Source organism: Psychrobacter glacincola (genome assembly GCF_904846075.1).
Classification (GTDB): domain Bacteria; phylum Pseudomonadota; class Gammaproteobacteria; order Pseudomonadales; family Moraxellaceae; genus Psychrobacter; species Psychrobacter glacincola_C.
In genome coordinates, this window is sequence record NZ_CAJGZH010000001.1 from 1,171,063 (window position 1) to 1,196,512 (window position 25,450).

18 protein-coding genes, 1 other RNA gene and 1 pseudogene are annotated in these 25,450 nt (G+C 43.3%); 10 read left to right on the top strand and 10 right to left on the bottom strand.

Going from position 1 to position 25,450, the window contains the following annotated elements:
- The first annotated feature begins 429 nt into the window (after nt 1–429).
- Nucleotides 430–3,210, top strand: a complete 2,781-nt coding sequence (locus JMW85_RS05000) for a heavy metal translocating P-type ATPase (RefSeq protein WP_087816175.1) — start codon at nt 430–432, stop codon at nt 3,208–3,210.
- A 203-nt stretch (nt 3,211–3,413) separates the two neighbouring features.
- On the opposite strand, the gene JMW85_RS05005 is transcribed toward JMW85_RS05000, so the two are convergent.
- Nucleotides 3,414–4,136, bottom strand: a complete 723-nt coding sequence (locus JMW85_RS05005) for a Bax inhibitor-1/YccA family protein (RefSeq protein ID WP_045445091.1) — start codon at nt 4,134–4,136, stop codon at nt 3,414–3,416.
- A 299-nt stretch (nt 4,137–4,435) separates the two neighbouring features.
- Between JMW85_RS05005 and JMW85_RS05010 the strand changes: the two genes are divergently transcribed.
- Together JMW85_RS05010 and JMW85_RS05015 are read left to right on the top strand one after the other, a co-directional pair.
- The gene (locus JMW85_RS05010; protein ID WP_227675922.1) at nt 4,436–5,440 is read left to right on the top strand and encodes an NAD(+) kinase; all 1,005 of its coding nucleotides are present in this window, start codon (nt 4,436–4,438) and stop codon (nt 5,438–5,440) included.
- Nucleotides 5,441–5,507: 67 nt separating this feature from the next.
- Nucleotides 5,508–5,819 (top strand): YeaC family protein, encoded by a 312-nt coding sequence (locus JMW85_RS05015; RefSeq protein WP_045451872.1) that lies wholly within the window; start codon nt 5,508–5,510, stop codon nt 5,817–5,819.
- 86 nt (nt 5,820–5,905) lie between these two features.
- Here JMW85_RS05015 and JMW85_RS05020 read toward each other — a convergent pair whose 3' ends face one another.
- From JMW85_RS05020 to JMW85_RS05040, 5 genes and pseudogenes are all read right to left on the bottom strand, one after another.
- Nucleotides 5,906–6,280, bottom strand: coding sequence for a HopJ type III effector protein (locus JMW85_RS05020; RefSeq protein WP_045445094.1), 375 nt, complete (start codon nt 6,278–6,280; stop codon nt 5,906–5,908).
- Between the two features lie 123 nt (nt 6,281–6,403).
- Nucleotides 6,404–6,571, bottom strand: a pseudogene (gene csrA, locus JMW85_RS05025) (carbon storage regulator CsrA); the annotation flags it as partial.
- A gap of 369 nt (nt 6,572–6,940) precedes the next feature.
- A complete protein-coding gene (locus JMW85_RS05030; RefSeq protein WP_087814157.1) occupies nt 6,941–8,227 on the bottom strand; it encodes an aspartate kinase in 1,287 nt (428 codons plus the stop codon).
- A gap of 325 nt (nt 8,228–8,552) precedes the next feature.
- Nucleotides 8,553–11,225: an alanine--tRNA ligase gene (gene alaS / locus JMW85_RS05035; protein ID WP_087814156.1), complete on the bottom strand. Its 2,673-nt coding sequence runs from the start codon at nt 11,223–11,225 to the stop codon at nt 8,553–8,555.
- 164 nt (nt 11,226–11,389) lie between these two features.
- Entirely contained in the window at nt 11,390–13,159 is a 1,770-nt protein-coding gene (locus JMW85_RS05040) for a DUF389 domain-containing protein (protein ID WP_201581105.1), read from the bottom strand.
- A 291-nt stretch (nt 13,160–13,450) separates the two neighbouring features.
- Between JMW85_RS05040 and JMW85_RS05045 the strand changes: the two genes are divergently transcribed.
- Nucleotides 13,451–13,663 (top strand): hypothetical protein, encoded by a 213-nt coding sequence (locus JMW85_RS05045; protein WP_087814154.1) that lies wholly within the window; start codon nt 13,451–13,453, stop codon nt 13,661–13,663.
- A gap of 115 nt (nt 13,664–13,778) precedes the next feature.
- Here JMW85_RS05045 and JMW85_RS05050 read toward each other — a convergent pair whose 3' ends face one another.
- The gene (locus JMW85_RS05050) at nt 13,779–15,218 is read right to left on the bottom strand and encodes a L,D-transpeptidase family protein (RefSeq protein WP_087814153.1); all 1,440 of its coding nucleotides are present in this window, start codon (nt 15,216–15,218) and stop codon (nt 13,779–13,781) included.
- Between the two features lie 290 nt (nt 15,219–15,508).
- Between JMW85_RS05050 and prmB the strand changes: the two genes are divergently transcribed.
- Both prmB and aroC read left to right on the top strand, forming a co-directional pair.
- The gene (prmB, locus tag JMW85_RS05055; RefSeq protein ID WP_087814152.1) at nt 15,509–16,675 is read left to right on the top strand and encodes a 50S ribosomal protein L3 N(5)-glutamine methyltransferase; all 1,167 of its coding nucleotides are present in this window, start codon (nt 15,509–15,511) and stop codon (nt 16,673–16,675) included.
- 104 nt (nt 16,676–16,779) lie between these two features.
- Nucleotides 16,780–17,883: a chorismate synthase gene (gene aroC, locus JMW85_RS05060; protein ID WP_087814151.1), complete on the top strand. Its 1,104-nt coding sequence runs from the start codon at nt 16,780–16,782 to the stop codon at nt 17,881–17,883.
- Between the two features lie 153 nt (nt 17,884–18,036).
- Here aroC and JMW85_RS05065 read toward each other — a convergent pair whose 3' ends face one another.
- From JMW85_RS05065 to JMW85_RS05075, 3 genes are all read right to left on the bottom strand, one after another.
- Nucleotides 18,037–18,237, bottom strand: a complete 201-nt coding sequence (locus JMW85_RS05065) for a hypothetical protein (protein WP_055124390.1) — start codon at nt 18,235–18,237, stop codon at nt 18,037–18,039.
- Nucleotides 18,238–18,403: 166 nt separating this feature from the next.
- Nucleotides 18,404–20,221 (bottom strand): two-component system sensor histidine kinase CreC, encoded by a 1,818-nt coding sequence (creC, locus tag JMW85_RS05070; protein WP_201581106.1) that lies wholly within the window; start codon nt 20,219–20,221, stop codon nt 18,404–18,406.
- Between the two features lie 69 nt (nt 20,222–20,290).
- Nucleotides 20,291–21,085 (bottom strand): response regulator, encoded by a 795-nt coding sequence (locus tag JMW85_RS05075; RefSeq protein ID WP_201581107.1) that lies wholly within the window; start codon nt 21,083–21,085, stop codon nt 20,291–20,293.
- A 360-nt stretch (nt 21,086–21,445) separates the two neighbouring features.
- Here JMW85_RS05075 and JMW85_RS05080 point away from each other — a divergent pair, with 360 nt between their 5' ends.
- From JMW85_RS05080 to JMW85_RS05095, 4 genes are all read left to right on the top strand, one after another.
- Nucleotides 21,446–22,117, top strand: coding sequence for an alpha/beta hydrolase (locus tag JMW85_RS05080; RefSeq protein ID WP_201581108.1), 672 nt, complete (start codon nt 21,446–21,448; stop codon nt 22,115–22,117).
- 85 nt (nt 22,118–22,202) lie between these two features.
- Nucleotides 22,203–22,580: a transfer-messenger RNA gene (gene ssrA, locus JMW85_RS05085) on the top strand.
- A 163-nt stretch (nt 22,581–22,743) separates the two neighbouring features.
- Complete coding sequence (locus tag JMW85_RS05090) at nt 22,744–23,985, top strand: tyrosine-type recombinase/integrase (RefSeq protein WP_201581109.1); 1,242 nt, start codon at nt 22,744–22,746, stop codon at nt 23,983–23,985.
- 118 nt (nt 23,986–24,103) lie between these two features.
- Nucleotides 24,104–25,438 (top strand): hypothetical protein, encoded by a 1,335-nt coding sequence (locus tag JMW85_RS05095; RefSeq protein WP_201581110.1) that lies wholly within the window; start codon nt 24,104–24,106, stop codon nt 25,436–25,438.
- The last annotated feature ends 12 nt before the right edge of the window (nt 25,439–25,450 follow it).

Below are 25,450 nucleotides of genomic sequence, written 5' to 3' on the forward strand. Positions count from 1 at the left end.
GACGCAAATTGACAAATTTTTCAATCTATCATCGTCAACGCAGGCATTCATTGATTTTAAGCTGTGAGTCGTTATGCTCTTCACAGCACTTGCTTATAGTATAATCTCTGTTAAAACACGGTCATTGCTAACAAAGCATTAAAAGCTTTAGATTGGCAGTATCATTGTTATATAAGTGTCATATTAGCTTCATGTCACCATGTCACATAGCCATGCACGATAGCAGTTTAGAGATGCGCCAACGATGTGTTTTTTATGAATTAACCGCTACTGTTATTGTTTTATTTTTTGCGAGCCGTGCTGAGAGTTATTTAAAATAGCTGTTTTAGATAGGTCTTCTGCATAGGCGTTGAGTCTCGTTAGTGATAGTAAGTTTACTTAAAGCGAATAAGGTTCGAGCAAACCTGTCTAAAGGAAGTAAGCGCGATTATGTCCAATGTCCCCTCATCCATGGCATCGACCACCAGCCAGCATTATGAAGATAACTCTATCATCGAAGGTTTAGTACTGCCACTCGCAGGTCACTGTTTCCACTGCGGTGATCCTGTACCGCAGCCGCCGTTCCATGCCAAGATATTGGGTAAGTCGCGTGAGATGTGCTGTATGGGCTGTCAGTTAGCCTCTCAAAGCATCGTAGAGGCAGGACTTGAACAGTATTATCTGGATCGCTCAGAGATCAATCGCACGGCAAGTCTACCGACGCAGTTGACTCGCCTTGAGGCCTATGACCATGACGAGATCAAATCACAGTTTGTCTATGCACAAGACGGACTGTCGGTTGCAGAGCTGTCCGTCAATAACCTACGCTGTGCGGCGTGTACTTGGCTAATTGAGTCGCGTCTCGATGAGTTAGAGGGCATCAGTAAATGTCAGGTGAATTTGACCAATCAGCGGATGCGTGTGATATGGAACGAGGATAAGCTGCCGATCAGCCGTATTCTTGCCACCATTAATGAAATAGGCTACGAAGCCAAGCCTTATCGTCAAGATACGCATGAGGCGATGCTGGCACGTCATAACAACCAAATGCTCATAAGATTGGGCATTGCCGCGTTGGGCTCGATGCAAGCGATGATGTATGCCGTTGCCATCTATTTTGGTGAATACAGCGACATGCTAATATTTCAGCGTGATTTTTTGCGCTGGGTGTCTTTATTTGTCAGTACGCCCGTGTTCTTCTATGCGGGTATCCCGTTCTTTACCTCAGCGTGGTCGGCAATTCGTGCCCGTCAAGTTAATATGGATGTACCCGTCAGTATCGCGCTGATTGTGACTTTTTTCGCGAGCCTATATGCGACCATCACTGGGCAAGGGGAAACCTATTACGATTCGGTCAGTATGTTTATTTTCTTTTTACTGGCAGGGCGTTACATTGAGCATAATGCACGCCTAAAAGCCGCCACCATGGCCAATGACTTGGTCGTGGTTGAGCCAGTACTGGTACAAAAAATTGCGGAAGATAAAGAAGCCGCCGAGCTTATATTACAGCAGTTAAAGAAAAATGAGCTCGAGAAAACAGCTGTAAATGAAGACGTGAGTAATCAAGTCAGTAATTTGGATACAAATGAGGCGAGCACATCAGCCAATCCAACGCCTAATTTTATGCAAAGCATGGATGCCAATGTTCATCAGCTCACATCAAAAATTGCACAAGACTGGCAACGCACGCGTACTCAAAAATCAGCCATATCAACAACAGCAGATGAGGCAAAAGAAAAACAAATGGTCACCGCCCATAGTTTGCAAGTGGGTGATATCATTTTAGTTGAGGCTGGCTCTGAAATCATCAGCGATGGTATTTTGCTGAGCCAGACTGCTACCGTGTCGCAAAGCCTATTGACGGGTGAGGGCGACTTGATTATCAAGAGCCAAGGTGACTATATCGTCGGCGGTGCACAAAACGATAGCCAACCGTTTGAGATGCTGGTCACAGCATTGCCAGCAGACAGCCAAATTGGCTTGATTGATCGGCTGATGAACCGTGCCATGAGTGAAAAGCCCAAACTGGCACAGCAAGCAGACAAGCTGGCACGCTGGTTTGTGGCGCGTATTTTGGTATTGTCTGTCTTGGTATTCATTGGTTGGTATATCGTTGACCCAAGCCAAGCGATTTGGGCTACGGTCGCGGTATTGGTCGCGACTTGCCCTTGTGCACTGTCTTTAGCGACGCCGATTGCGCTGACGGTCGCGACCAATCGACTGGCAAGCTATGGGTTTTTGACGACGCGTGGACATACGCTACAAACGCTCGCTGAAATCACTCATGTCGCTTTTGATAAAACAGGCACGCTCACTTATGGTAAGCCAAATTTATTAAATATTGAGCTGCTTAAAGATAATGATATTGCAACGGCTACAGATGAGCAAAAAGATACGCTATTAGCAATCGCTGCGGCTCTAGAAGTAGGAAGCCGTCATCCGATTGCTCATGCACTATTGACTGCTGCCTATCAGTTGCATTTGCCATCGACGCAGGCCTTACAGCATTATCCAGCAGGCGGTGTTGAGGCAGTGATTGATGGCGTATTATATCGAATTGGTCATGTGGATTTTGCGTTAAACGATACTGATAATGATATGGTCATTGATTTAGTATCACAGCGCGCCAGCTCAGCGGTGGTTTTATCTTGTCAACAAAATGACTCGGTCACTTGGCAAGCGCTGGCATGCTTCTATTTCAATGATAAGGTGCGTGATAGTGCCAAAGCCATGCTCGATACGCTTAAAGAGTTGGGTATTGAGACAGTTATGTTGACTGGTGACCCAAGCCCGCAAGCGCTGGTATTGGCTGAAAGCTTAGGGATGCATTCTGCTTACAATGGTCTATCGCCAACAGACAAGGTTACTCACATTCAAAAACTACAGGCGGAAGGTGGCGTAGTGTTGATGGTGGGAGACGGTATTAATGATGCGCCAGTGCTAGCCGCAGCAGATGTCTCGACTTCTATTGCGGGGGCGGCAGATTTGGCACAAGTATCGAGTGACAGTATTATCTTAAATGGTCAAATCGACGCTATTACTGCGGCTAAGCGTATCTCTGATAAAACGGAACGTATTATCAAACAAAACTTCCGCTGGGCACTGATTTATAATGGCAGTGTGCTAATACCAGCAGCGTTAGGCTATGTGCCACCTTGGCTGGCTGCTATTGGTATGTCATTAAGTTCATTGTTTGTGGTCTTAAATGCGCTGCGCTTAAAGCGTGCTTAATACCTATTCAAAAAAACGATTAGCTGCGCCATACTTACTTAGCCTACTAATGTAGTACTGAGACTCATCTTCCTTGCTGCTCACATTTTTCCAAACAGTATGTCTATTATAAGTATTTAACTTTACCCATAAAAAAACCGCCTTTAACTATATGAATAGCTAAGGCGGTTTTTTACCAAACTACAAGTAGATTTAGAGAGCAGTTAGTCTTGTAAGTAGCTAAGCAAACGCATAAATTCAATGTACATCCATACGAGCGTGGCAAGAATACCAATACTAAATAACCATTCGTAATCTTCAGAGACACCCATTGCCACACCGCGATCGATATTATCGAAGTCTAATAACAGCGTGAAAGAAGCGATGATAATCACAAATAAGCTAAAGCCGATAGCGATAGCACCACCTTCAAATAAGAACGGTAAGCTTGAACCAAACGCTAAAGAAAGTACCCATTGCGCCACATAAACCAGCATAATTGCAATCAATGCTGAAGTCACAATTGAGCGGAACTTTTCAGTCACCTTGACCAGACCTGAGCGATATAGCCCTAGCATAACGGCTGCCGTCACAAAAGTGGCACACATAGCGGTCACTGGTACACTCGGATACATCCGCATAAAGAACAGCGAGATGCCGCCTAAAAATATGCCTTCTAACAGTGCATAAGGCACCGCAAAGGTTTTGGCCTTATGAGGTTTAAAAGTGATAAAAAGCGCGAGACCAAAAGCAGCAAACATACTGCCGAAGGCAGCCATCGTGATAAAGCCTTGCGACAAACCTGCCATAAGGGCATAAAAGAAAAAGCCCACACCAGTGATCGCAGATAATCCAAGTAATAGACTGGTCTTTTGAATCACGCCCTTGACCGTCATTGGCTTACCGCCGATCGCAAGTTCTGCGCGACTGACAATAGGATTGGCCATAAAGTTGTCCTTAATAAAATATAAATAATAATGATGCTAGCTACTTTAGCAAAACCGCCATTATTGTCAACTGTGTTTACGTGACAGCCATCAAGGCTTCACGACCTTATAGAGCTATTATTAGTTGATGTATTTTGGCGTATTGCCTAGCTAAACAAACACGTTTAAGAGTAACGTGCGATGGCTTTTATATGGGGTTGATTACGACAGTTAACAACGATAATTCATAAACATGCTAGTCTAAACGCTCGTTTATCGCTATCATTGGCGAGTAATTTACCGTTATGCCGAGTCGTTTTATGGAAAACTCAGCGCAATCCGCAAGATTGCCGCACTTACATGAATCAGAGCTGTTCCACGCTATCAAAAACCCTGCTTTTAGGCGTATTGGGCTTATGGGCCGCGCTGGTAAACGTAGTGTCACTCAAAGTTTGGTACAAATTGCCCAGACTATCAATGAGATGAATCTCACATTGATTATGGATGTGCAAACGGCGAACTTGCCCACTTTGAACCTTACTGAGATTGAAAAGGTCAAAATCGTTAAGCGTAGTTTGATTGGTGAGATTTGTGATTTGGTCATCGTTGTTGGCGGTGATGGCTCGATATTGCACGCGGCTGAAGCGTTGGCACGCTACCGTGTGCCTGTACTTGGCGTCAACCGTGGTCGGCTTGGTTTTTTGGCGGATGTAAAACCTGATGAAGCGGCGTTTAAATTGCGCCAAGTCCTGATGGGTGATTATCAGTTGGATCATCGTTTTCTATTAACGATGGAGATACGAGAAGGGCGTACTATCATTCATGAAGACATGGCGCTCAATGATATCGTATTGCATGCGGGAAAATCGGTTCATATGATTGATTTTCAGATGAAAATCGATGGTCAAGATGTCTATCGTCAGCATAGTGATGGTTTGATTGCAGCAACGCCTACCGGTTCAACGGCCTATGCACTCTCTGGCGGCGGTCCCATTATTCATCCGAGTATGGATGCTATCTGTTTGGTGCCCATGCATCCCCATACGCTGTCTAGCAGACCGATTGTGGTGAGCGGTAATAGCGAAGTATGCATTCGCATTCATGAAGACAATCGCACTCAGCCGATGGTCAGTGCCGACGGCAAGCCAAGCGTGCCACTTGAGCAGGAGCAACGGCTCTATATTCGTAAGCATCCAGATAAGCTTACTTTATTGCACCCGCCAGGGTTTGATTTTTATGAAGCTTGTCGCACTAAATTGCACTGGAACGTCCATGCTGAGGAATTCAGTCTTGACGTGGATGATGATATTATGGACGACGAATAAGTGTCTCTTTTATATAAAAACGTTATAAAAAATATGTTATAAAAAATAGTAGTGGAGAATAGGCAGGATGGATAAGCAAACGATATTAGCAAGTTTAACGCCAGAAGTGGTGGATAAATTCCGCATGGCGATTGAGTTGGGTAAGTGGCCTGATGGTCGCAAGCTGACCGCTGAGCAGCGCGAGACCTGTATGCAAGCGGTGATGGTGTGGGAGCACGAGCATCTACCACCTGCTGAGCGCACAGGCTATATTCATAAGCCAGTCAAAGACGATGGCTCTATTGTCGGGGCAGAATGTGATGTCGAGCACGAGCATCATTATCCAAACATGCCTAATCCGAAAGGCGCAGTCCAACCCGTCAAGTTTCGTGATAAATAGGCTGGTGGCTAAGTTTTATGATAAAAAATGAAGCACATAAAAAAGGCCACGCTAATCAGCGTGGCCTTCTCTTATTTAATAACTTTTTAAAGCGCCGTCGTATCAACACTAGGGCGAACCGTTAATGGATTTTTTTGCATCAAAAACCCTTGCCAGCCCCAATGTAAAAAATTGCGGATATTGGCATGGTCAGTACCGTTAGGAGTTGCTTGAACTTTGGCATAATGCTCGCCAAACAGTTTTAGCGTGTCCAATTGATTCAGACCATGGTGCTTGGCAAAGCCAAAAATTTTCGCACTACCTTCATTTTCACCAGCTGCATTGTGTACCATACCGTTCACAAACGGGGCAGGTGCGTAGCGATAAAAATCATCAATAAAACTGATGACATCATTGAATCCAATGGCTTTTTTATCCAAACCATTAAGTAGAGCCGATACATCTGATTGGCGGATACTCATAAATAAATGACCTCAGAGCAGATTAAAAAAGTGAAAGTATGTAACTTAGCGATTGAAATAGTCTTCGTCATCAAATGAAGGCGCAAAATTGCCTTGCTCAAGATGTTGCATTTGCGACTGTACAGAACGCTCATGCTGAATACGTTGGTAAATCTCTTCGCGGTGTACGGCAATATCTTTCGGTGCATTTACACCGATACGTACTTGATTGCCTTTGACACCTAGGACAGTCACACTGACCTCATCACCAATCATTAGCGTTTCGCCCACGCGGCGTGTCAAAATTAACATGCGTCACACTCCTTATGTCGCATCAACAAATTATTACTCATCAGATTACTTCTCAATTGCAGGACATTACCGCAGCACTAGAAAGACAATGTATCAATGACAACCACAATGCTTACTATTGTGCCAATAGCGGTAATGATAGGTAGATTCATTTAGCCCAAATGAAAGCCCCATTATAGGGGGCATAACAGAGACTGTCACGGATTTTCACAAAACTATTGGGTAAATAGTTACCCTAGCAATAATAAAAGATAAAAATAGGATCTAAAAAGACCCTATTTAATTTAATACATTGTTGAAAGTAATTGATACTGACTTAATGCATAACTGTTGATGCTAAATCGATTATTTTAAGCGTTTTAAAATAAATTATAGCCCAGCGATTTTACTTTCGCCATCTTCACGATCCAGACCAAATGCGGTATGTAGTGATTTAACAGCTTTTTCTAAATACTGTTCTTGGATAAGGACAGACACTTTGATTTCGCTGGTTGATATCATTTGAATATTGATATTGTTTTCAGCAAGGGTTTGGAACATGAGGCTCGCAACACCAGCATGAGAGCGCATGCCGACGCCGACTAAAGAGACTTTAACGACTTCATCATTAGCCAATATCTCTTTAGCACCGATCTCATCTTTGACTTCATTTTCCAGTACTTTCATGGTTTTGTCCATGTCAGTACGGTTGACAGTGAAAGTAAAGTCGGTGGTGCCGTTAGTAGAGAGGTTTTGCACTATCATATCAATTTCAATATTGGCACGACCAATCGGGCTTAGGATAGCGGAGGCAATACCAGGATGATCAGGTACACCGCGCACGACTATTTTTGCTTCGTCTCGATTAAAAGCGATACCTGAGATAATTGCCTGTTCCATATTGTCTCCTTCGTCTATCGTAATTAAGGTGCCGACATTGTCTTGAAATTCTTGGTCGAAGCTACCATCGTTGTTTTCATCAAAGCTAGATAATACGCGCAGTGGTACACCATATTTACCGGCGAATTCTACCGAACGAATCTGTAAAATCTTAGAGCCAAGACTTGCCATCTCTAGCATTTCTTCAAAGGTAATTTTTTCAAGTTTTTTGGCTTTTGAGGTCACACGAGGGTCAGTGGTATAAACGCCATCAACATCGGTATAAATCTGACATTCATCAGCACCCAAGGCAGCAGCAATAGCGACACCTGTGGTATCAGAGCCACCGCGCCCTAATGTGGTCGCGTTGCCTTCGTCATCAATACCTTGAAAGCCTGCGACGATGACGACATTGCCTGCATCGAGTTGCGCGCGGATATTTTTGTCATCGATGCTTTCGATACGGGCTTTATTGTGGGCATTGTCCGTTTTAATCGCGACTTGACGACCAGTAAATGAACGAGCGCCTACACCAAGCTCTTTAATCGCCATAGCAAGTAATGAAATCGATACTTGCTCACCGGTTGAGACCATTTGGTCGTATTCACGGGGGTCAGGCTGAGTGCTAATTTGGCGTGCTAGATCAATCAAACGGTTGGTTTCGCCGCTCATGGCAGAGACGACAACAACTATTTGATGACCGTTGTCATGCCAGCGTTTGACTCGTTTGGCGACGTTTTTGATGCGGTCGATACTGCCCATCGAGGTGCCGCCGTATTTCTGTACTATTAACGCCATAAAAATCTACCTATTATTCATTAATGGCCTTTTATTATCATCAATGAGAGCCAGTATGCGGATGTGACGCTCAATCAATGCTTGTATAGATAAAGCCGTATTATAAGAATTGCGCCCATGCTTTTCGTTTATGTATTCAGTAGTGCTGACTAGGTAATGCACGCACGATGCATATAAACGTTGACCTTTATATCATATCTACGTCACAACGTTAAGTGCCCGTAGCGCTTAGATACATGGCGATTGGTTATAACCGTTATAACCAATCGCGTATTTTATGCGTAGTAGACCCAAGTGATGCGCTGTATTCATGTTTTTTTCAGGACTAGCTAAGCTGAGTTTCAATCCAAGCAGGTAGGGCGTTGATAACCGCGGTACAGTTGCCAGACTTTGGCGCGCCGCCTTGTGCGTAATCTGGCTTACCACCACCTTTACCGCCCAGCTCACTTGCCAAATGACGAATGATATCACCAGCTTTTACTTTAGCGGTGACTGATTTTGCCACGCTTGCAGCTAGGGCTAACTGTTCGTCTTTATCACCAATCAATACAATCACGCTATCAGGAAGTTTAGACTTAATATCGTCCATCAGGGTACGGATAGATTTGCCGTCGATACCGCTTAAGGTACTGATAAGCACGGGCATGCCTGCGATGGTCTGTACTTCATCGAGTAAATTGGCTGCTTGGGCGCTGGCGATTTTTTGCTCTAAACGCTCTAGTTGTTTCTCAAGTTCGCGCTGCTTATCCGCCATGGTACGCACGCGCTGTGCCACTTCAGGACGTTTTACTTTTAGCTGACTGGCAAGCTCGCTCAGCTGTTGTTCACTTTGCTGAATATTTTTAATTGCATTCATGCCAGTGACCGCTTCAATACGGCGGATGCCAGCAGCAATACCTGATTCGCTGGTAATTTTTAGCACACCAATATCACCAGTACGTTTAACGTGCAAACCACCGCACAACTCAATAGAGAAGGGCTTGCGCTGACCATCGACAATACTGTCAGTGCCCATGGTTAAGACGCGAACGTCACTGCCATATTTTTCACCAAATAATGCCATTGCACCTTGTTTCATCGCTTCGTCGATAGACATATTCTCGATGCGAGCAGGGGTGTTGGCTTGAATTTGCTCATTGACTAAGCGTTCGATACGCGTAATTTCGGCAGTGCTGACGGGCTTGTCATAGGAGAAATCGAAACGTAAGACTTCGCTTGATACTAGCGAGCCTTTTTGCGTGACCGCGTCGCCCAATACTTCTCTTAATGCCGCATGCAATAGATGCGTGGCAGAGTGGTTTTTGGCACTGGCTGCGCGAATACTCGACAAGACTTGCGCATCGGCGGTTTGTTTGGTGTTAATGTCGCCCATGGTCACAACACCATAATGGATGATGGCTTGCCCAGATTTTTTGGTATCTTGCACTTCAAAAACGCCAGTTGCAGTGCGGATTTCGCCAAGCTCACCAACTTGACCACCACCTTCAGCATAAAATGGGGTGCGATCCAATACGACGACGCCTTCCATGCCCTCAGCTAAGCTATCGGCTGGATTGCCATCTTGATACAGCGCATCAATCGTGACGCCTTCTTCTGCAAGCTGCTCATAACCGATAAAGGTCGTTGGGTTTTCTACTTGAATGACACTGCTATAATCAACGTCAAATTTGCCAGCATCACGAGCACGCTCACGTTGCGCTTGCATATGCTCATCAAATTCAGCTTCATCAATCACAATACCGCGCTCACGAGTGATATCCGCAGTCAAATCGATCGGGAAACCATAAGTATCGTACAGTTTAAATGCGGCTTCCCCAGATAGCGTGTCGCCATCTTTTAGACCTTCCAGTTCGCTGGCAAGTAGACGCAAGCCTTGTGCCAAAGTTTTGGCAAACTGTGCTTCTTCTTTTTGAATGGCATTTTCAATGACGCTTTGCTTATCTTTTAACTCAGGATACGCCGTACCCATTTCAGCAACCAAGGGCTCGACCATTTTATAGAAAAACTCACTGTCAGCACCAAGTTTATTGCCATGACGTACCGCACGACGAATGATACGGCGCAGTACATAACCACGACCTTCGTTGCTTGGAGTAACGCCATCAGCAATCAAAAATGAAACGGCGCGAATATGGTCAGCGATGACTTTTAATGACGATTGTTGCTGGTTTTCAATCTCTAAAATCTCAGCCGCCGCATCCATCAAATGTACAAATAAATCTATCTCGTAGTTGCCATGGACGCCTTGCATGATGGCGCTGATACGCTCAAGTCCCATGCCAGTATCTACGCTTGGCGCTGGTAGCGGTAGCATAGTGCCATCTTTTTGACGATTAAACTGCATAAAGACGCAGTTCCAAATCTCGATATAACGGTCGCCATCTTCTTCAGGTGTGCCCGGTAGACCGCCTTCGATATCAGCACCATGGTCATAAAAGACTTCGGTACAAGGACCACAAGGGCCGGTGTCACCCATCGTCCAAAAGTTGTCTGAGGCGTAAGGCGCGCCTTTATTATCGCCAATACGAATAATGCGCTCGCTTGGGATGCCGATGTCTTTATGCCAAATATCAAAGGCTTCGTCGTCAGTCTCATAAATGGTCACATACAAGCGATTTTTATCGATTGCTAGCCATTCATCTGAGGTCAAAAACTCCCAAATATAGCAAATACCAGCTTGCTTAAAGTAGTCACCAAAAGAGAAATTACCGAGCATTTCAAAAAACGTATGATGACGTGCCGTGTAGCCAACATTGTCCAAATCGTTGTGCTTGCCGCCAGCACGTACGCACTTTTGCGACGTCACCGCACGGGTATAATCACGTGGCTCCATACCCAAAAACGTTTCTTTAAATTGATTCATGCCGGCATTGGTAAATAGCAATGTCGGGTCATTGTGTGGAATCAAACTCGATGAGGCGACGGGGGTGTGCTGCTTGCTTATGAAAAAATCGATAAAAGCTTGACGAATATCGGCTGAGCGAAATGGCTGGCTCACAGCGGCTCCTTACTGGCGAATAGAATTGAGTAAAATAATTTTGCAAACGATTTTAGCACAAACGCCCAAGCTCTTGGTACAAGAGTTACAACGGCTAGGTTATTCTACGCATGTAGATGCTCGATGGATTTGTAGCGCATCTTAAAGCCAGTTGGTCAAAAAAGCTAATTGGTCAAAATCGCCGCATCAGTCTTATCCAGTTTATCTTGTATCAATGGATTAGACTCAATGACTTGTACTGGCAAGTAGCGTAGCTGTAGCTTAATGGGTAAATACTCAGGGAAATTCTCTGCCATATCTTGAGCAATGACGGTTTCGATTTGCCGTACATCGTATGAGGTAGGCGTCGTCTCTCCGCGAATGACCGCACGTACGACTTTATTTTCTTCTGAAGTATCAAACTGAGTATTGGTCAGCACGTTGCCTTTGTCGATAAAGTAGCTATTGATGGCTTCTTTGACGCTACTCTCAAAAACCTGTTGTTTGGCATTGGTCTGTAGGTTGATGGTCAAATATGTCCCTAAGCCACCTAACAATAATAACGTCACCGCATTACGCCGTAAAAAGGTCAAATAGGTGCTGGATTTATAATCGTCATCGACCAAACGGCGAAAGCCTAATAACCAAAGTACTAAAGCATTGGTAAACTGGATAGCAATAATATTGGTTAGCGCCAGTAGCAGTGCCCCAAGTCCAAGCTGCGTCTCGCCATTGGCAAATAAGATACCACTCGCGGCAAGAGGTGGCACCAATGCAGTGGCTACCGCCACGCCGACCACTGCCACTGATAGGTGCGGTGAAACCATCGCATAAGCACCAGCAGTACCCCCTGCCAGCGCAATCATTAAATCCATCGAGGTTGGCTGAGTGCGCGATAATATCTCTGCGGTCAGTGGCTGATCTTTGTGTAACCAGCCGACGATAAAACCAACCAATACCACTAAGGACACACCAACGATAACCGTAATCAGTGATTTACGTAGCAATGGCATACGATGATCAATAATCGCTAACGCTATGCCAGTAATGGGACCTAACATCATGGCAACCAACATGGCGCCAATGACGACGGCAGCTGAATTGGTCACTAACCCATAACTGGCGATGATGGCAGAAAGTATATTCATAATGAAATATATTTTGCTAGGCAGAGCGTTGGCCTCGATTCTGACCCGTACTTCTGGATAGTCTACCTTTTGATTGCTGAATTGCTCGGCAACAAATTGCTTATAAGACTCCAATTTAGCTTCTTTTTTTTCTTTAATCTCGTCTTCTAGTTCTTCCTGATTATCAACTTTATCTTTCACAGTATTTTTTACGATAGTGTCATTATTTTTAGGCGTGTCTGGCTGTTTATCAATTGAGGACGGTTTTGCGTTGTTACTATTTGCTTTGCTTTCTTGCTGAGGGTTATCAGAGATAGGATAAGTGCTCTGTGCATCAGCGGGGGCACTATCCTCTGCCTCTACCGTTACCTCAGCATCTTCTTGAGAATTTTGCTCGTAAGCGTTATATTCTTCTGCTTGAGCATGTTCTGCTGATACATTTTTTAGATTTTTATGATTGGGCGCTGTTGTCGATTTTAACGATTCATTGGATAGTGGTGTCTCAAGCCCAGTGATTTCAAGTTTAGTTGTTTCAGACTCATTGTTGGGCTGAGCGGTTTCTAACGTTGCCACTACCTCGTCAGCACCAATGGACTTTATCGCTATCGTTGTTTCAGGCGGCTGTGCACAAGCCATATCCTCGCCACAGTCATTGTCATCATGAGTCTCTGAGCTTTTTGAAGACTCAGTATGTTCAACAGTGCTATCTAGTACAGAGCTATCATCTGCGTCAGTTAGCACCACTTTTTTGTCTGAATAATTGGCCGTGCTTGAGGCATCTTTTATAACTGAAGAATCATTAGAGGGTTTGTTTTCAGGTGAGGTCATGGCAAATAGCTTTCTTAAAAAGTAAAAGAAAGACATTATTGTAATGATAAAAAGAGGACAACGTATGGGTTTTTTACCACTAAATAGAGCGCAGTGTCATTAAGTAGTAATACTTAAAATAGTAAAATTATGCATCACTAACTTATAACAATAAAAACCTTAACTTTAACAGGGTTTTTTATGCTTAGTCACCTACTATAGCTGGCTCGCAGGTTTATAGGAAATACTTACTTTCTTTGTGGGTTTAGTGTATAAAGGTACTATATCCACAATAAAAATGAGGAATAAGTTATGAACTGGCCATTATTCTCTGTTATCTATTCAATCGCAGCAACCGTTACCATTGGCGTTTTTATGATTGGCGCTTTAGTCACAGGTTTTAATGAAATACCTCATATCCAAATAGCAGTAGCATTGGGCGTTTTGGTGTCCATCCCTGCAGGCATGTTTTTTACCAAAAAAGTCGGTAGCATTACTGGTAATGAAGAAGGCTATAAAGCATAAAAATGAATAATGTTGTCAATTTAAATCAATAAATCCGATTATCAGCCATAAAAAAAGACCTTGATAGTAAGGTCTTTTTTTATTCATCATTTATGACTTATTAATTAAGCTCAATTTATTTAAGCTCAACAGTCGCGCCATTTTCGATATTGGCGTAAACCTCTAACACATCCCAGTTGGTCAAACGCACACAACCTGCAGAGGCTTGGCGACTGATGCCTTCAGGCTTTGGTGAACCATGAATACCATATGAAGGTTTAGATAAGCCCATCCATACGACGCCAACAGGGCTATTTGGTCCTGGTGGTAGCATATGTATTTGTTTGTCTGCGCCTTTACCAACGGTTGCTTTGTACCAAGGCATTTTCACCTTGTTAATGATTTTAAACGAACCTTGTGGCGATGGTGTGGCATCGCTACCGATTGTCGTTGGGTAAGTAGCCACCAGCTTATCGCCGTTATAAGCATATAATGTCTTATCGGCTTTATTGGCAACCACACGGTTAATGCGCTGCTTAAGTGGTGTACGGGTATTTAAAACAGTGATGGTTTCGCCCGCTTTATACTGCTTATTTTTATTCAGCTTATCTAAATAACGCACATCCATATGGAAGCGCTCACCAAACATCTCTTTAATGTCTTGATAGTATAAGCCTTTCATTTTGGACTTGGCTTCTGAACCTGCAGGTGTGCTAGCAAAGTTGGTCTTAATATCATCTTCAGTGATGGTGTAAGTCACGAGTACCGGTTTATTCGCTGGGATATTTTTATTTAACGCATCCCACGTTTTTTGATCCATTTTACCTGTGGCTGGCAGACCTTTCATGGTTTGAAAGTTGATCAGCGCTTTTTTACTGTTCATGCCCCAGCCGCCATCGATAGCGCCAGGAGAAGCATGGTTCCAATCAAGCAGTGCCTGCATTTTGATTGTCATTGCCGAGTTAACTTTCATATTCGGTGTCCATGTGGCACCGTTTACTTGTTTGGCATAATTCGACAAATTCAGCGTGGTATGTTTTTTACCATTAACATCTTCGATGCTTTTGATAGAAGTATCTGCTGGGCTAGTATCAGATATGGCTGCGGTAGGGGCAGCGACGGCTTGACCTTCACTAATATCGTCAGTGCTATCAGACTGCACATCCTTACGAGCCAGTTCTTCTACCGTCATGTTATCAGCACTGACTGCTTGTTGCGCTGTCTCTACATCGACTTCCTGCTTTTCGTCAATCAGCTGAGTCATACGGTCAGGCATATTAGGCTTTAAAGCAGGCGTGGCTACGACAGGAGCACGACCATCGATTGAGCTACTGCGATTCTCTTGTACATTAAGGCTGACTTTTTTGGCAATGCTAGGCATTGAGTCAGCGGTTCGTACTGGTAAGGTGCGCGTATTATCATCAGGTGCGGCAACGGCGCTGACACTGGCAGTAACGACAGCAATTGATATAGCGGTAATAAGAGGCTTCATTTTCATCATATTGGGATACTTATGGTTATAACTAATGGGGCTATTATGCGCATAATTTGAATGCTTCGCAAACTTTTGACACATCTTTTTTCATTAAAGTCTTGCCAAACGTCAACCGTTGACGTATTCACTACAGTTGGGCAATAACTGAGCGAGGGTATGCATAAGATGATGCGCTATTCTTACTTACAATCCTCATTATTCACATTGTTTTTAGAGCCATTTTTATGAATATAAAACTGCAAAAATTGGCGCAACTTAGCGTTTATGTCTATAATGGTGAATAAATTTTTATTTAATAGATCGGCTTTTAATAAAAGGCGTTTTAACCCATCCGCATGTAGTCAGTGAACATGTAATCAGCAAGGTGCGATATGTCAGAAGACCAAACAATGAGCGCAGAAGAATTTCAAAATCAATACTTCAATGACGATGGTCTAGAGAGTGAAATGGTGTTTGATTTAGAGAGTGGGATTCTGGGTGAAGACGATCAATTTGCCAATTTGCCTGCAGAATTAGAAGAGGCCCGCGAGCAATTGGTCAGTATTCGTGATTTTATTCGCTTTTCGGTCACCCAGCTCCGTAATTATGATGTGGTCGTTGCACAAGGCACCACCGATGAGTTTGCTGAAGCATCCGCCATTGTTTTGCATTCTCTGGCTTTAGACTGGTCAGCCAATGAGCAGATTCTCGATTGTCGCTTGACCATCTCAGAGAAGCAGTTGGTACTGAGTTTGTTAGAAGAGCGTATCGCTGAGCGTAAACCATTAAGCTATTTGATTAATTTATCATACTTCTGTGATTTGCCTTTTTATGTCGATGAGCGTGTACTAATTCCAAGATCGCCTATCGCAGAATTGATTCGTCAGCAGTTCCATCCATATTTTGATGTCAATGAGCTTGCCAAGCCACTTGGTAAGAGCGTCAACGAGCAGGCTGCTGTATTTTATGATCACGGTTTAGAGGTCAAGCAACTGTCGCAGCCTGAGCGTATTTTAGATTTATGCACTGGTTCTGGTTGTATTGCTATTGCACTTGCGACGCGTTTCGTTGATGCGCTGGTTGATGCTGTTGATATTGATAAAAGTGCGCTTGAAGTAGCCATGGTTAACGTCGATCATCATGATCTTGGGCATCAGGTTAATGTGATTGAGTCCGATCTGTTTGCTAAGATTCCTGCTGAACACCAGTATGAACTGATCGTCACCAATCCGCCGTATGTTGATGCGGCTATTATGGCAGAGCTGCCACCTGAATTTTTATATGAGCCAGAGCATGCGCTAGCCGCGGGTCAAGATGGGCTGGATTTGGTGCATCGTATTTTGTTTGAAGCGCCAGATTATCTGAGCCCTGAAGGCTTGTTAGTTTGTGAAGTAGGTGATAGTGAGTGGGCATTGAAGCAAGCCTATCCTGAAATTCAGTTTGATTGGTTGAAATTTGCCCACGGTGGTCACGGTGTCTTTGCGATTACTTATGATGAGCTCATGGCGCATCGTGAGCTGTTCAATGCTTACGTGCAACTGTTAGATAGCATTCAATAGAACTGTCAGGTAATAGAGCTATCGAGTACTAGAACTGTTGAGTAATAAAACCATCGAGATTTACGCGATACTCAAAAATTGACTTCATTTATTTAAGGATAAATATGGCAGGCAATAGCATTGGACAGGTTTTTACGGTCACCACGTGCGGCGAGTCGCATGGTGCAGGTCTTATGGCAATCGTCGATGGCGTGCCACCGGGTTTAGCCTTATCTGCAGATGATTTGCAAATCGATTTAGATCGCCGCAAACCGGGCACGTCTAAATACTCTACCCAGCGCCGCGAGTCCGATGAAGTTGAGATTATCTCTGGTGTGTTTGAGGGTAAGACGACTGGTACGTCTATTGGCCTGCTGATTCGTAATACCAATCAAAAATCCAAAGACTATGGCGAGATTAAAGACACGTTTCGCCCCGGTCATGCCGACTATACCTATAGCATGAAATATGGCTTTCGTGATTATCGTGGTGGTGGGCGCTCCTCAGCGCGCGAGACAGCGATGCGCGTGGCGGCAGGTGCTATCGCTAAGAAATATCTACAAGAGCGCTTAGGTGTGCAAGTCCGTGGTCACGTCACCCAAATTGGCAATGAGTACAGTAATGTCCTAAACCCAAGCCAAATTGATTGGGACTTTGTGAATAGCAATCCGTTTTTTTGCGCCGATGCCGATGCTGTCAGTCGTTTTGAGACCTTGATAGACAGTTTGCGCCGTGAAGGCACTAGCTGCGGTGCCCGTCTTGAGATTATCGCTAGCGGTGTGCCAGTCGGACTTGGCGAGCCAGTATTTGATCGTTTAGATGCGGATATTGCCCATGCGATGATGAGCATCAATGCTGTTAAAGGCGTTGAGGTCGGCGACGGCATGGCAGTGGCAGGGCAGTTCGGTCATAGCTCTCGTGATGAGCTGACGCCAGACGGTTTTACTGCAAATCATGCTGGTGGTATTTTGGGTGGCATCTCGTCAGGGCAAGACATCCGTGTCAGTATTGCGCTTAAGCCAACCTCTAGTATTACGACGGCTGGCAAGAGTATCAATACACAAGGCGAGTCGGTTGATATGCTGACCAAAGGTCGTCATGATCCTTGTGTTGGTGTACGTGCCACGCCTATCGCAGAAGCCATGCTAGCTATTGTCTTGCTCGATCACTATTTGCGCCATCGCGGCCAAAATGCAGATGTTAAGCCGCCGGTTGAATCGATTACTTAAATTGTTTGCCGTAAAATTATAAACCCTCTATCATATCTAACTAGTGTTTCTAACTAGATATGATAGAGGGTTTTTTTTTGACTGATTTTTTATAAATAATTAACAAGTCAGCAACTTAGTTGATAAGATTTAATCAGTAAATTGAATGAATTTTTAAGCCGCTACTTGATAGTGGTCAATAGCCACACATTGCTGGTGGCGAAATACCAATAGCAGTTGTTGACTGGGAATGGCTAACCAATGCCCAAAAGCGATACTATCAATCCCTTCACCTGACAGCGCTTGTAGGCAAAAATGACGACTACCGCCTAAGCAGTTTTTTATAATTTGATTTTGTTCAATAGCGTCTTTCATGGTCTTTCTATCCTTAATATGGGTTACGAATTTGAATAACGCTATCGTAAAACAAGCAGATAGAAAACCTGTGTAGGAATGATGGAAAATTCATGAACTGGCATTATTGCTAATCGAAAATAATTTAATGAATTTGAGTAACTGTCTATCTATCTTATCTAAGCCTCTATTCTTTAGTCAAAGGCAAGGTAATACTAACCATCACGCCTGAATATTGCTTAATAGCAGCGTTTTTTTCATTACTATTGTGACTACTGTCATCGCTATTTTCTTGAATATTAGTAATGGCAACATGACCGCCATGATGCTCAATAACTTGCTTCACAAGGGTTAAACCAAGGCCAGTGCCTTTTTTGAGGGTATTACTTGTGACATTGGGCTGCTGTGCTTGTTTGATTTCTAACTTGGAAGATTTATCTGGTGCATGCTCTGAGGCTTTTTCAGCAGCTTGGCTCTGATGCGATAAGCTAAAATAACGGTCAAACGCTTTATCAACGGCATACTCAGGGAGCAATTTACCATTATTAAAGATATCAATAGTCACAGTTTGCGCTGAACCATGTTGCGCGATGTTGTGCAGATAAATAACGACTGTGCTATCGGCAAAATGAATGGCATTGTCCAATACATTTTGCAGCACTTGTACCAACCAAAACTGATCAGCGAAAACGCTGGTATTTGCCAAGGCATCTGGTGATAAAGTCGCTGTTTCAGTCACCCGTTTATTATCAAGATAGATGTCGATAGGCGCTAGGTGCTGCTGTTGCAATTTAGCGCTATTGTCTTTTGCAAGGGTTTGCAACAACGGTAGTAGAGGGGTCAGCTGCCGATTCAGCTTAAAAGTCGGTTGCTCAACTTTGGCAAGTAATAGCAGCCGATCAATCAATTGCTGCATTTTGATACTTTGTTCACCAATGGACTGGATGAGCATCTGTTGATCTTCTTTATCGAGCCCGTCGTCTTCTAGCAACTCACTACTGGCACGAATGGCGGTTAACGGACTTTTGAGCTCATGGGTCAGGGTATGAACATAGTCAGTAACATAGGCGCGATTTTCCAATCGATGTTTCATAGACTCAATGGTATCCGTTAGGCTATTAAGTTCATGACCTAAGTAAAAATAGGGCTTTTTGGTGTCTTCTGCCAGTGCACTGGTATATTGGGTCACAAGGCTGATGCTTTGCTTGAGCCACCAGGCGACCAGTCCTGCTAATATAAGGGCAGCAATACTCATGAGAAGCGCTGTGATAAGCATGCGATTGCGCGTATCGTCTAAATAAGGCAACACGCTAGCGACAGGTTTGCCAACGCTGATGATACCAATCAAGTTGCCAGTTTCATCCTTTATCGGCTGTGCCACATACATCACCGTACCATCTCGCTGATTATGATCTAGCGTTGTACTTCTCGCGCCATACTGACCATTTAACGTTAGATAGACATCATTCCAGCGGCTGTAATTTTGTCCTTCATCATTGTCAGGTTCGGGTAGTGAGTCGTATATGACAACGCCTTTATCATCGGTGACATATATCCGAAAGCTGCTAGGGCTTTTATTTTTATATTCTGGATCTGTTGTTTTACTTATCGTGGGCGCACCGATAAATGCCGCATCGAGTTTCGTTTGATACTGCTCATCGTATAGCTGTCCTGAAGATAACGGCATCTGCAAACTTGCTGCCAGCAATTTGCTGGTATCTAACAGCGTATCTTCGATGACTTGCTGCGCCGTCGGTTTGACATAACCAAACAGCTGAGTAAATGCGACCACACCGCAGATAATCAGCACTAACGCCAACGCAAGCCAAATCCTAAAAAATATACTTAAATTCAGCAGTCGTTTTGGTTTAGTCGTTTGCTGCGCGGTGCCGATAGGATGCAGTTTTGCATACCAATTACTTTGGCTGGCATGCGCGCTGTTATCAGCCTTATTAATATGAGTATTAGGATGGCTGTTAGCACTATCGTTGGTTTTATGATTCATATTTTTAGGTGTATTATTTGACGTTATAGAAGGTCGGTTTTAATCAAAATATGGCTATGGGTAGTGCAGCTAGGCGGGACACAAGGCGTAACCCAAGCCGCGATGGGTATGGATAACATCAATGCTGGCATCGACGGTCGCTAGTTGCTTACGAATGGACTTGATATGACTGTCTATAGTTCTCGCCAAGCGATGATCAGGGTAATCGCTCACCGCGCTCAGCAGTTGCTCACGGCTAAAGACTTGATTGGGCGCTTTTAACAGGGTCAATAAGATTTTGCGTTCGGTGTTACTCAGCTCAAGCTTCTGCTCTTGCCACATTAACGAATAATTAAGCGGTTGGTAGTGCCAGATGCCAGACTGACATTCAAAGGTTAACGCCTGCCCCGACATATTGCTAGAAGAATTGTCATTAACGGTATTATCTGCTGCTGCTGTATGATTAGTAGACTGCTGAGACAATAATTGCTCACGTCGCCAAATGGCTTTTAGGCGAGCAACCAACTCGCGCGGGCTAAATGGCTTGGCACAATAGTCATCGCCGCCCATCTCTAAACCCAAAATACGATCGACCTCATCGCTACGCGCCGTCAAGAAGATGATAGGAGTGTCTTTTAAGCCGTTAATATCAGGGGTGTGGCGTATCTGTTGACAGAGACTGAGACCATCGCCATCTGGCAACCCAACATCTAAAATAATCGCCGATAGATTTTGCGCTTCAGCGCTTTTATGTAAATTGCGCAGAAAAGGCAACACGTTACTGGCGTTATCAAGCCAAGTGATTTGCCAGCCTTCACGCTTGCAAGTGACTTTCAGTGACATCGCGATAGCAGGATCGTCTTCTACCAGTAAAATATGGGTCATAAGCTCTATATCGCTATATAAAGAAAAACTATTTAAGATAAAGGGTTTATTCATATCTAATGAGATACGAACATTGAAAAATGAGTGTAGGGCATCATACAGTAGCAAGAGTGTTATCTAAGTTGACGAATTTATCGTAGCACAAAAGTCGCACTTGCTTTTGCTATCAGCCTTTAAAAGATGTGAAAAGTTGATGGAAATTGGGGTTATTAGTGAAGGCTTTTTTGACTAGCGGTTTTGATGAAAGGCTGTAAAATAATCAGCGTTATTATAAAAAATATTGAAATATACTGCGAATGTCAGTTTTACTAAAAATAAGTTTGATGTACCTACAATTTTTATTGAAAGGAATTTAAAAACATGAGTAATTATTTAGATGCGGTCATCGTTGAGCATAATCCATCTCAAAAAAAGATAGACAGAGCCGTTATCTGGCTACATGGTTTGGGCGCAAGTGGTCATGATTTTGAGCCAGTGGTTCCACAGCTAGGTTTGGCTAGTGATATGGCCGTACGTTTTATTTTCCCGCATGCACCTAAACGTCCAGTGACGGTGAATGGGGGTATGGTAATGCCAGCATGGTACGACATCTTAGAGATGAGCTTAGAGCGCAAGGTAGATATTGCACAGATTGAAGAATCCTCTCAGCAAATTCATGATTTAATCAGCCGTGAGATAGAGCACGGCGTTAAGCCTGAACATATTGTGATTGCTGGATTTTCACAGGGCGGGGCAGTGGCCTATCATGTGGCACTTGGCTACCCACAGCGTTTAGCTGGCTTGATGACACTCTCTACTTATCTAGCGACTAATGATAATATTAGCTATAGCGCTGCTAATAAAGATATGCCAATATTGATTGAGCATGGTACGCATGATCCAGTTGTTCCTGTAATTTTGGGCGAGCAGGCGCAGCAGTTATTATCCGCTAAAGGCTATAATGTTGCTTATCATACTTATCCGATGGCTCATCAAGTTTGCATGCCGCAGATTCAAAATATCGGTAAATGGCTCAACAAAGTACTGGCTTAGAGAGTTCAGCTGTAACGTAATGTAATATAGATATTATATAGGTTGAAAGTCGACGTATAAGTCCTATATAATAGATGACCTTATTGGGGATGTTCTGGCTTCGACGCTGGTGATGAAACTCAATGATGCATGTCGAGAGTATATGTCCTCTCGTTAATCAAACATATATTGTTATAGTCGCAAACGACGAAAATTACGCTCTAGCAGCTTAAACCCTGTTTACATGGTTTAAACCTGTTTACTTAGTTGCTGATCACCTACAGTTGGTCAACTAAGTTGAAGCGTCCGCATGTAGGCTCGCCACAAGTGATTGTCTCAATCGCTTGGGTTCAAAAGTAGAGAATCGTCCAATCCATCCTGACTGTCGGATCGGTACGGATTAAAACTAAAGACAGAAACTAAACATGTAGATTCATGAGCGTAATGCTGGCGGACGCGGGTTCAACTCCCGCCATCTCCACCAAACAACGATAAAGGGCTGACCGTCATAGACTGTTAGCCCTTTATTTTGGGCGTTTTTTAGGTATTGAGGTTTATATAGGGGTATGGCGAACCATATAGAATGTTGGTATTATTGTTGGTATTAGAGTTTATACACGCTCTCAATACCAACAAAGGATAGTCCAATGCCCTTAACTCATACCGTTATCAATAAGCTACAGCCCAGTAGTACCTCGATTGATACAAAGCGACCTGACAAGCATAGTGACGGTAACGGGCTGCAATTATGGGTTCGTTACACGGGCGTTAAGTCATGGATTAGCGCCTACAGGTGGCAAGGAAAACAGCAAACCCTCACTATTGGCACTTATCCAGTTATGAGCTTGCAGAACGCAAGGCAGCGCAATATTGAGATCAAACGCTTAATAGCTGATGGTGTGAATCCTAAGGATCATAAAAAAGAGCAGCAAGCCAGCCAAGACGGTTTAAATGTTTTCGATAACATAGCCCAGTCATGGTATGCAGAACGCAAAACCTACCTAGCAGAAAGCACCTTTTCCCGTAACTATTCCGCTTATATGCGCGATGTTAAGCCCTCTATTGGTCAAAAGAACATCAACGACATTACCGCGCCTGATGTATTAGCTATTGGCAAAGCAGTAGAAAGCCGCGGCGCTAATGAAATGGCAAGGCGGACTATTAGAGAGATAGGGCAGATATTCAAACACGCCATACGTAATGGACTAGCCACGCATAACCCAGCCACCGACCTAGCCGAAGCAATCAAACCACACAAAACGACCAACCACCACCGCATTACTAGCCAGCAATTACCTAAACTACTAAAAGACATCAACGCTTATCAAGGTGATGTACTGGTGAAGTTAGGCTTATGGTTTTTATGCTATACGTTTGTGCGTACCAATGAACTACGCTTTATGGAGTGGTCAGAGATTGATTATCAAGCGAATGTATGGCGCATACCAGCCGATAAGATGAAAGCCAAGCGTTTGCACATTGTGCCACTAGCACCGCAAGCAATGGCAATATTAGAGCAGATCAAAGAGCTGGGTTTTTCGGATCAGTACGTTTTCTTTAATACCTCAACCCGTAAGCCATACAGCCAAAACGCATTTATTAATGCCCTATGGAATATGGGTTATAAAGGAGAAATGACGGGGCACGGCTTCCGTGGGCTTGCCAGTACCACACTGCATGAAAAAGAGTTTATGCACGAAGCAATAGAGCTACAGCTGGCACACGATAGAGAAAACAAGATCAGCGCAGCATACAACGGAGCGCAGCACTTGCCATACAGAATAGACATGATGAATCAGTGGGCAAATTTCATTGATGATGCTTATGATGGCAAGCTGGACAACGTGATCCGTGCAGACTTCAAACAACACAAACAAAAGCTAGGCTAAGGCTTAGCACCAACTATGCAAGGCTAGGACTAATTACCCGAAAGCCAGCCGTTCACACACCTTTAGGCTGGCACTGCCTTGCACCTACTTTGATTTAAGGGTGTGTAAAGGTGTGAAAGTGAGTATTTTAATTGATGAGTTAGAAGCGCGAAAAAATGATTATATTGTAGTAGCAGACCTAATAAATCTAATGGCAGAAGCAACCAATAGTACGCTATATCAGGTAGTTGATTATCTAGAAGCCCACTATGTTAATACCCATTTATCTAGATTTCATATAGACGATTACTATAATTTTGATGCTATTGAGCATTGGTTGTGTGAATTAGGTGAGAATGACGCAAAGACAACTTACTTCTTGAAAGCCGAGGTAATGGCGTTTGAGCCAATCACTAAGCATGGTATTTTTAAAGAAAGCCAAGCCACAAATATCGTGGTTAATGACGTTTATGGGAGGACTTATGATTTTAATCAAAATAAGAAAAATCGTGAGGATGATTATCTAACATTAGGTGAAACATTAGATTTTCTTAACTTTAATACTGATTTTAATACTTCGAGTTATGATTTGAGAAAGTTAAGAGATTTGGCAAGAAAAAAACTTTTGACGCCATGCTTTTACTTTAGCGGCTATGTTGGTAGTTTCTCATTTGAAAACACAAAGAATTTTTATACAGAAGTTATAACAGGCTATTTCACGTATAGACTATTGACAGAAGAAATTTGCAGTTATGACGATTATATAACTATACCATCTTGTGAAACTGGCAATGAAATCAGAATTTATAGAATTCTAGAGAAACAAACAGCGGAATATGTAGATAATGATAATGGGGTATTTTTATTAGAAAAGAAACCGCAAGGATTTCATGATACTGAAAAAGCAGAACTAAAATGTATTGAAGCGGACGAAATTAGGTTTTCAAAGCGAGAAATATACAGTTATATAGCCTCACTTACTAATAACAATGACAGCCAAGATGATGCATCTGTACAGAATGATAGTGAATTACTCGCAAAGCTAGAAAAGTTACAAGCTGAAAATGACGATCTTAATTCTAGGTTGAATACCGCTAGAGACACTTACAAGCAACACCGAGATGAGATAAAAGCACATACACAAAAGAACAAAGAGGCGGAGGTTGAGAAAGCGGAACTCATCGAGAAGCTGAGTAAAGCCGAATTGACAGACAAGCCAGCTGATAGCGTTACACATTCAAACACTGATATTCAGAATATAAAGAAAGCAGCTATTAGGCAGTTTAATAGAAGCCTAGCTACTGTATTGATTGAGTTGGACTACAAAGACAAGTTAAGAAAAGGCGATATAGCTAACTATATAGTGCCATACATGAAAGAATTAGCGTTTGTACTAGCTGATGAACAGCAAGATAAAGCCAATAATTTAACGGTAACATATGACACCTTGTACGATAATCACTTAAAAACTTAGGTTTTAAACAAG